The following is a 9,215-nucleotide window of genomic DNA, read 5'->3' as shown; positions in this document are numbered from 1 at the left end:
ATCGCGGTGGATTACGCCTCGCATTCCGTGCAGGTGGAGGACATTGAGCACACGCTGCTGGAGGATCTGGCCCCGATCAGCCCCCGCGCCGGGGAAGTGCCGTTCTTCTCGACGGTGACCGGGGACTGGACCGATACCGGTGCGCTTGATGCCGGGTATTGGTATCGGAACCTCCGCCACCCTGTCCGTTTCGAGGACGCCATCCGCACGCTGGCCGAGCAGGGCTTCGGGGCGTTCATCGAGGTCAGCGCACATCCGGTGCTGACCATCGGCATACAGGAGACAGTCGCCACCTCAACCGGTCAGGAACCGGCCGTGCTGGGGACCCTGCGCCGGAACGACGGCGGCTGGGGCCGCTTCATGACCGCGCTGGCCCAGGCGTGGACACGCGGTGTCGCGGTCGACTGGACACCGTTGTTCGCCGGTGCGCGCCGGGTCGACCTGCCGACGTATGCGTTCCAGCATCAGCGGTACTGGCTCGAGTCCGCTGTCACGTCCACGTCCACGTCCACCGCCACGACCCCGGCCGGCGACGCGGATGCCCTCGCGGAGTCGAGGTTCTGGGCGGCCGTGGACCGCGAGGACGTGGAGTCGCTGGCCTCGGATCTGAGCGTGGATGACGCGGCGCTGACCGCCGTGGTCCCCGCGCTGGCGACTTGGCGGCAGAGGCAGCGGGCCGACTCCGTGGTGGACTCGTGGCGGTACCGCGTGGTGTGGCGGCCGATAGCCGATCCACCGCGTACCCGGGTGTCGGGCACCTGGCTGGTGGTCGTTCCGGCCGGGCGGCGGAGCGTCTGGGCGTCCGCCATGGCCCGGACGCTGCCCGATGCGCGCTGGTTGGAGTTGTCGGCGGCGGATGCTGATCGGGGGGTTGTGGCGGCGCGGTTGCGGGAGGCGCTGGACGGCGTCGATGGTGCGGTGCCGGTGAGGGTGTTGTCGTTGCTGGCACTGGACGAGGAGCCGCATCCGGAGTATTCGGCGATGCCGTCGGGGCTGGCTCTGACGTTGGCCCTGGTGCAGGCGCTGGCGGACGAGGCCATCGCGGCCCGGCTGTGGTGCGCCACCCAGGGCGCCGTGTCCACCGCGCCCTCGGGAAGCCACGACCCCGTACGCAACGCCGGACAGGCCCTCGTGTGGGGCCTTGGCCGGACCGTCGCCCTGGAACACCCCGAACTGTGGGGCGGCCTCGTCGATGTGCCCGGCCCCGCACACCTGGATGATCGGGCGCTGGGGCGCCTCGCCGGAGTACTCACGGGCATCGCCGTCGGCGACGGCACCGCGCCGCGCCCGGCCATCGAGGACCAGGTGGCGGTGCGCCCGTCCGGCCTGTACGTCCGGCGACTGGTGCGGGGACGGGACGAAGAGACGGCGGGCACCGGCCGGTGGACGCCCCACGGCACGACGCTGATCACCGGAAGCACCGGCGCCCTGGGACCGCGGATCGCCCGTTGGCTGGCCGCCGAGGGAGCCGAGCACCTGGTCCTCGTCAGCCGTCGTGGGCGGGACGCCGCGGGTGCCGCCGAACTGGAAGCCGAGCTGACCGCACTGGGCACCGCTGTCACCTTCGCCGCGTGTGACGTCGCGGATCGCGCCGCTCTGGAGGCACTGGCCGAGCGCTTGCGCCACCAGGCGCCCCCCGTGCGCTCGGTGATGCACGCCGCCGCCGTCATCGAGCTGGAATCGCTGCGCGACACGACCCTGAAGCGGTTCGCCGATGTGCTCGCCGCGAAAGTGGTGGGCGCGCGCCACCTCGACGAGGTCTTCGCCGAGGACACCGTCGAGTCGTTCGTGCTCTTCTCCTCGATCGCCGGGACCTGGGGCAGCGGCGACCACGGCGCCTACTGCGCGGGCAATGCCTTCCTGGACGCCCTGGCGGAACAGCGCCGGGCGGGTGGCCTCCCCGCCACCTCGGTCGCCTGGGGCGTGTGGAACTCGATCGGGTCCGACATCGAGGGCGAGAAGCGGCTCGACCGGCAGGGCCTCCCGGTCATGCGGCCCGACTACGCGCTCGCCGCGCTGCGGGACATCCTGGACCGTGATGAGACGGTGCCGATCGTCGTGGACGTGCGGTGGGAACGGTTCGCCACCGTCTTCACCAGCGAACGGCCCAGCCCACTGCTGCTCGACCTCCCCGAGGCGCGAGCCGTCCTGGCGGCGCGGACCGATCCGGCAGCGGTGGCGTCGCTGGACGAGCATACGGAGCGGTCGGCGCTCGCCAGCAGGCTGGCCGACGTGCCGTCGGCCGAGCGGCGGGACGTGGTGCTCGGCCTGGTGTGCGGACAGGCCAAGGAGGTGTCCGGGCGGACCACGATGGACCCGGACCGGGCCTTCCGGGATGTCGGATTCGATTCACTGATGGCCGTGGACCTGCGCAATCGACTCAGTGAAAGCACCGGCCTGCGGTTGCCCGCCACGCTCGTCTTCGACTATCCGACACCCACCGTGCTGACCGAGCGGCTGCTGGAGGAGGTGTTCGGCGAACCGGCACCGGCCACCCCCGGCACCCCCGTCGCCCCCACGGCGGACCCGGACGAGCCCATCGCCATCGTCGGCATGAGCTGCCGCTACCCGGGCGGGGTGCGCTCGCCCGAGGACTTGTGGCAGCTGATCGTCGCCGATGGCGACGCCGTGTGCCCGTTCCCCTCCGACCGAGGGTGGAACATCGAGGAGCTGTACTCCCCCGGCCCCGACCCCGACCCCGAGCAGCCGGGCGGGGTATACGCCCGCGAAGGCGGATTCCTGCACGACGCCGACCAGTTCGACCCGGGGTTCTTCGGCATCTCGCCGCGCGAGGCGCTGGCCATGGACCCGCAGCAGCGGCTGCTGCTGGAGGCATCCTGGGAGTCGCTGGAGCGGGCGGCCATCGACCCGAGATCCCTCAAGGGCAGCGACACCGGGGTCTTCGTCGGCGTGTCCTTCTCCGGCTACGCCGCGGGTACCGCGGGGGCCTCCGATGCCACCGACGGCTTTCTGGGAACCAGCAACGCCACCAGTGTCGCCTCCGGCCGGATCGCCTATGCGTTCGGGTTCGAAGGGCCGGCGCTCACGGTGGACACCGCCTGCTCATCGTCCCTGGTGGCGTTGCACCTGGCGTGCGAATCGCTGGGCCGGGGCGAGTGCTCGGCGGCGGTGGCGGGCGGCGCGACGATCATGGCCACGCCCGACACCATCGTCGCGTTCAGCCGGCAGCGGGGGTTGGCCGCCGACGGTCGGTGCAAGGCGTTCTCGGCGTCCGCCGACGGTATGGGGCTGGCCGAGGGCGTGGGCGTGGTGGTGCTGGAGCGGTTGTCGGACGCGCGGCGCGAGGGACACAAGGTGCTGGCGGTGGTGCGGGGTTCGGCCATCAACCAGGACGGTGCGTCGAACGGCCTGACCGCGCCGAACGGTCCGTCACAGCAGCGCGTCATACGGCAGGCGCTGACCAACGCGGGCCTGACCGCGGCGGACGTGGACGCGGTGGAGGCCCACGGCACCGGCACCGCGCTCGGCGATCCCATCGAGGCCCAGGCCCTGCTCGCGACGTACGGGCAGGCCCGGGACGCCGCGGACCCGCTGTGGCTGGGCTCGGTGAAGTCGAACATCGGCCACACCCAGTCCGCCTCCGGCGTGGCCGGTGTCATCAAGATGACACTGGCCCTCCAACGGGGCCTCCTGCCGAGGACCCTGCACGTGGACGAGCCGACCCCCTACGTCGACTGGACCGCCGGCGCCGTACGGCTGCTGACCGAGGCGCAGGACTGGCGGGACGACGGACGGCCGCGCCGCGCGGGTGTCTCCTCCTTCGGGATCAGTGGCACCAACGCACATCTCATCCTGGAACAGGCACCCGATGTCCAGGCACACATCCCCGCACCGGACGACACCGTGCCCGACCGGCTCGCGCCGGACGCCGCCACGGGTGCCGAACCGCCCGCCGCGGCCCTCCCCGCCGTTCCGCTACTCGTCTCCGCGCGCTCCGAACGGGCCCTGCGCGCCCAGGCCGGCCGGATCGCCTCCCACCTGGGCCGCGCCACCGACGTTCCACCGGCGGACATGGCCTGGTCGCTGGCGGCCACCCGGACCCACTTCGAACACCGCGCGATGGTGGCCGCGCCGGACCGGAGCGGCCTGCTCGACGGCCTGTCCGCACTGGCGGCCGGTGAACCCACCGCGTCCGGCACGGTGACGGGCACCGTGGGCGACGCCGGTACGGACAGCGGTGCCAAGACCGCCTTCCTCTTCTCCGGACAGGGCTCTCAGCGCATCGGCATGGGCCTTGAACTGGCCGAGGCATACCCCGTGTTCACAGCGGCACTGTCGGACGTGTGCACGGAACTGGACCGTCGGCTCGACCGGAGGCTCCTCGACGTCATCGCCGCCGCCGACGGCGCCCTGGACCGCACGATGTACACCCAGGCAGGGCTGTTCGCCGTCGAGGTGGCCCTCTACCGCCTCCTCGAATTCTGGGGCGTGGCACCCCAGTTTCTGCTGGGACACTCCATCGGCGAGCTGTCCGCCGCGCATGTGGCGGGTGTGCTGTCGCTGCCGGACGCCTGTGAGCTGGTCGTGGCCCGTGGTCGGCTGATGCAGGCGCTCCCCGAGGGCGGCGCCATGGTGGCCGTCGAAGCGACCGAGGCCGAAGTGCTCGAATCCTTGGCCGGCCTGGAGGCCGAGGCGAGTGTGGCCGCGGTCAACGGGCCCACCTCGGTGGTCATCTCCGGAGCCGAATCCGTCGTCGCCCACCTCGGTGGCCTGTGGTCGGAGCGCGGCCGCAAGACCCGGCGGCTGAAGGTGAGCCACGCCTTCCACTCGCCTCGTATGGACGCAATGCTGGAGGACTTCCGGCAAGCGGCGGCGCGGGTCGACTTCCACCCGCCCCGCCTCCCGATCGTGTCGAATGTGAGCGGAACCCTCGCCACCGCCGAGGATCTGTGCAGCCCGGACTACTGGGTCGCGCACGTACGCCACACCGTGCGCTTCGCCGACGGTGTCCACTATCTGTACGGCCAGGGTGTGAGAACCCTGGTCGAACTCGGTCCCGACGGCGTGCTGTCCGCGATGGCCCAGGAGTGTCTGGCCGACGCCGGAGGAGTGGCCGTCACACCCGTGCTGCGCGCCAACCGGCCCGAACCACTCGCGGCCATGACCGCCCTGGGCCACTTGCACGTCGCGGGCGTGGCCGTGGACTGGCGAGCGGTCCTCGCCGCGCATGGCGCCCAGGTGGTCGAACTGCCCACCTACCCCTTCGACCACGAGCGGTTCTGGCTGGAGCCGAACCGGCACGGCAGCGCGCAGGACACGGCCGCCGCGGCCGCCACCACCGGATTCGACGGGCCGTTCTGGGCCGCCGTCGACCAGCAGGACGTGGCCCACCTCGCCTCGACGCTCGACATCGACGAACGGTCCCTGTCCGATGTGGTCCCCGCGCTGTCCTCGTGGTGGCGCCGGCGACGCGACGAGTCCGCGGTGGACTCCTGGCGCTACCAGGTCAGCTGGAAGCCACTGACCGCCTCCGACCGTACGGTCTCCGGCACCTGGCTCCTGGTCGTACCCCCCGGGCACACCGAGGACCCCTGGACACACGACGTCCAGCACGCGCTGACCACCCAGGGCCTGACGATCAGGCGACTCGACCTCACCGACGACGACATCGGCCGCGAAGCCCTCACCCGGCGCCTGACCGCCGCGACCCGCCCCGACGCCGGCGACACCGACCCGGTGGGTGTGGCCCAAAGCGACACAATCGCCCAGGTGACGGGTGTGATCTCGCTCCTCGCCCTGGACGAAACACCGCACTCGGCCCACCCCGCCCTGCCCCGCGGCCTGGCGGCGAGCCTCCTGCTGCTCCAGGCACTCGGCGACACGGAAACGGACGCTCGCCTGTGGTGTCTCACCCGGGGCGCCGTGACGCTCGGCGACGCCGAACGACTGCGCGGCACCACACAGGCGGCGGTCTGGGGCATGGGCCGGGTCGCCGCACTCGAACACCCCCATCAGTGGGGCGGGCTGATCGACCTCCCGGACACCGTCGAGGAGGCCGCGGCCCTTCGCATCCACGCGACGCTGGCCGCGGCGGCCGACGGCGCTGAATACGAGGACCAGGTCGCGATTCGCGCCTCCGGCCGCTACGGGCGCAGGCTCGTCCATGCCGATGGCGCCACGGCGGCCAACGGCAACGGCTGGCAACCCCGGGGCACCGTTCTGGTCACCGGCGGCACCGGAGCCGTCGGCGCTCACGTGGCCAGGTGGCTGGCCGAGAACGGCGCCGAACACGTCGTACTCACCAGCCGCCGCGGCCCCGCGGCCCCCGGCGCCGAGGAACTGCGCACCGAACTCACCGAACTCGGCGCGCACGTGACCATCGCGGCCTGCGACATGGCCGACCGGAACGCCGTGGCCGAACTCCTGGAAGGTCTGGACGCGGACGGTTGGACCCTCCGCGCGGTGGTCCACGCGGCGGGCATCATCGACGACGGCGTATTGGCCACCATGAGCCTGGACCGATTCGAGCGAGTACTCGAGGCCAAGGCACTCACCGCCTGGCACCTGCACGAACTCACCGCCGGACGCGAACTGGACGCCTTTGTGCTCTTCTCCTCCCTGGCGGGCACGCTCGGCAGCGCCGGACAGGGAAACTACGCCGCTGCCAACGCCTCGCTCGACGCGCTGGCCCGGCACCGCCGCGAGCTCGGCCTGCCCGCCACCTCCCTGGCCTGGGGAGCCTGGGCGGACGGTGGCATGGTCAGTGACGATGCGGTCGTCGAGGACCGGATGCGCAGAGACGGAGTGGTGGGCATGGCGCCGCGGCTCGCCGTCTCCCTCCTGCGGGAGGCAGGCCCACACGGCGCGGCCGCCCTCGGAGTCGGCGACATCCGATGGGATCGGTTCGCCACGGCCTTCATCGCCGCCCGCCCCGCCCCCCTGCTGCGTGAACTCGGCGAAGCGCAAAGGGAATTGGCGGACCGCGGCGCCGACGGTGACGCAGCCACCTCTTGGCGGAACCGCCTCACCGCACTGTCCGGACCGGAACGCGAACGGGCCTTCCTCGATCTGGTCGAACGCCATGTCGCCGCGGTCCTCGGACTGGCCTCGCCCGGGGAGATACCGCCCGGCCGCCCCTTCCGGGACATCGGCTTCGACTCGTTGACCGCGGTGGAACTGCGGAACCGGCTCACCGCCGTGACCGGACTGACCCTCCCACCGACCCTGGTCTTCGACTACCCGACCCCAGCCGTGCTCGCCCGGCATCTGCTCGGCCTGGTCTCCCGCGACGGCGACGCGACGACACTCACCGCGGAACTGAGCCGTCTGGAAGCCGCGCTCGCCGAAGCCGACGCGGAGGAACTGTCCCGGGGCCAGGTCACCGCCCGGTTGCAGGCCCTCCTGCACAGGCTGAACGGCTCCCCGAACAACGGCTCCGGCGACAACGGTTCGGCGAAGGACGACAACTCGCTGTCGGAGCGGCTTGAGACCGCCACACACGACGAGGTGTTCGACTTCATCGACAAGGAGCTCGGAGCCCTCGAATGACCACCTCCACCGCGTCACCGCTTCCGGACAGCCGAAGGGCGGATGCCAGCCATGACGACGAATGAGCCCACGAACGAAGAGAAGCTCTTTGGCTACCTCAAGCGCGTGACGGCGGACCTGCACGAGGCCCGGCAGCGCCTGCACGAGGCCGAGGGCCGGAGCCGGGAACCGATCGCCGTCGTCGCCATGAGCTGCCGGTTCCCTGGTGGCGCCGACTCCCCGGAGGGCCTGTGGCGGCTCGTCCGGAACGGCACGGACGCCGTGTCCGCCATGCCCGCCGACCGCGGCTGGGACCTGGACGGGCTGTACGACCCGGACCCGGACCGGCCCGGCCGCAGTTACGTCCGTGAGGCGGCGTTCCTGCACACGGCCGCGGACTTCGACGCCCACCTCTTCGGCATCTCGCCCCGCGAGGCGCTGGCCATGGACCCCCAGCAGCGGCTGCTGCTGGAGTCCGTCTGGGAGACCTTCGAACGCGCCGGTATCGCCCCGCCGACGATGTCCGGCACGCCCACCGGGGTCTTCGTCGGCACCAACGGCCAGGACTACAAGGACCGCCCGCTCGCCGCCGTCGAAGGTGTCGAGGGCCACCTCGGCACGGGCAACGCGGCGAGCGTGGCGTCGGGCCGCATTTCGTATACCTTCGGGCTGGAGGGTCCCGCGGTCACGGTGGACACGGCGTGCTCATCGTCGCTGGTCGCCCTGCACCTCGCCTGCCAGTCGCTCCGGCAGGGCGAGTCCACCCTCGCGCTGGCCGGCGGCGTCACCGTGATGTCCACCCCCGCCTCGTTCATCGAATTCAGCAGGCAGCGCGGGCTGGCCCCCGATGGTCGCTGCAAGCCGTTCGCCGCCGCGGCGGACGGCACCGGATGGGGCGAAGGCGTCGGCATGCTCCTGCTGGAGCGGCTGTCGGACGCACAGCGCAACGGTCACCCGGTGCTGGCGGTGGTGCGGGGCTCGGCGGTGAATCAGGACGGATCGTCCAACGGCCTGACCGCGCCGAACGGCCCGTCGCAGGAGCGGGTGATCCTGCGGGCGTTGGCCAGTGCCGGACTGTCGATCGACGAGGTCGACGCTGTCGAGGCGCATGGTACGGGGACGACGTTGGGTGATCCGATCGAGGCCCAGGCGCTCCTGGCGACGTATGGGCAGCGGAACGCCGAGCATGACCCGCTGTGGTTGGGTTCGTTGAAGTCGAACATCGGTCATACGCAGGCTGCTGCGGGTGTGGCGGGTGTGATCAAGATGGTGATGGCGTTGCGGCATGGGGTGTTGCCGCGGACGCTGCATGTGGATGAGCCGACGCGGAATGTCGACTGGTCGTCGGGTCATGTGCGGCTGCTGACCGAAGCGCGGGAGTGGTCGGTTTCGGATCGCCCGCGCCGGGCCGGCGTCTCCTCCTTCGGCGTCAGTGGGACGAATGCGCATGTGATTCTTGAGCAGGCTCCCGAGTCGGCTGGTGCCGTTGAGGTGGTGCCGCCGGTTGTGGGTGATGTGTCGGTGGTGCCGTGGGTGGTGTCGGGTCGTTCGGTGGAGGCGTTGTGTGGGCAGGCGGTGCGGCTTGCTGAGTATGTGGCGGAGTGCCCTGGTTTTTCTGTGTCTGATGTGGGGTTTTCGTTGGTGGTGTCTCGGTCGGGGTTTGAGCATCGTGCGGTGGTGTTGGGTGGTTCGGGTGGGGAGTTGGTGGGTGGGTTGGGGGCGGTGGT

Annotated in this window: 2 protein-coding genes; both read left to right on the top strand. The window is 71.5% G+C overall.

Features of this window, described 5'->3' with window-relative positions; translation table 11 throughout:
- Positions 1-7,509, top strand: a 7,509-nt coding sequence (locus AB0E24_RS45680) for a type I polyketide synthase (protein ID WP_435865406.1), incomplete at its 5' end; no start/stop codon positions are given.
- A gap of 51 nt (positions 7,510-7,560) precedes the next feature.
- On the top strand, positions 7,561-9,215 hold a 1,655-nt coding region (locus AB0E24_RS45675; protein WP_359385934.1), incomplete at its 3' end, for a type I polyketide synthase.

This window comes from Streptomyces malaysiensis subsp. malaysiensis (assembly GCF_040653035.1).
Taxonomy (GTDB): domain Bacteria; phylum Actinomycetota; class Actinomycetes; order Streptomycetales; family Streptomycetaceae; genus Streptomyces; species Streptomyces malaysiensis.
The sequence above is the reverse complement of the archived record's forward strand: the minus strand, read 5'-3'. Positions and strand labels throughout refer to the sequence as shown.